Source organism: Paraburkholderia podalyriae, from assembly GCF_014397785.1.
Classification (GTDB): domain Bacteria; phylum Pseudomonadota; class Gammaproteobacteria; order Burkholderiales; family Burkholderiaceae; genus Paraburkholderia; species Paraburkholderia podalyriae.
The window spans coordinates 1-246 of record NZ_VZQQ01000372.1 but is presented as its reverse complement, the minus strand read 5'-3'; the positions used below and the strand labels follow the sequence as shown (position 1 = coordinate 246).

1 protein-coding gene is annotated in these 246 nt (G+C 59.8%); it reads right to left on the bottom strand.

All coding sequences use genetic code 11. From position 1 onward, the window contains the following. Positions 1-246: helix-turn-helix domain-containing protein (locus F6X42_RS43340; protein WP_187639805.1), on the bottom strand; the 246-nt coding region annotated here is incomplete at both ends.

The window sequence follows — 246 nt, the reverse complement described above, 5'->3', positions numbered from 1 at the left end:
GGCGGCCACGGCCATATCCACGTACCGATCACATATGGCCTTCACGCGATGCCACGACAGGTTCACCAGACGAGCCACAGCCGCAAATGTCATCTCCCGGCACAACGTCAGCACGAGCGCTTCAAACAGCAGCGTAAAGCCATCCAGCCTACCCATCCAGTCAGGCTCCACGAGCCGCACCGAGCCGTCCGGCAAGCGCACACGCGGCACCCGTACCTCCAGATAACAGTCAAACTGGAAGAAATT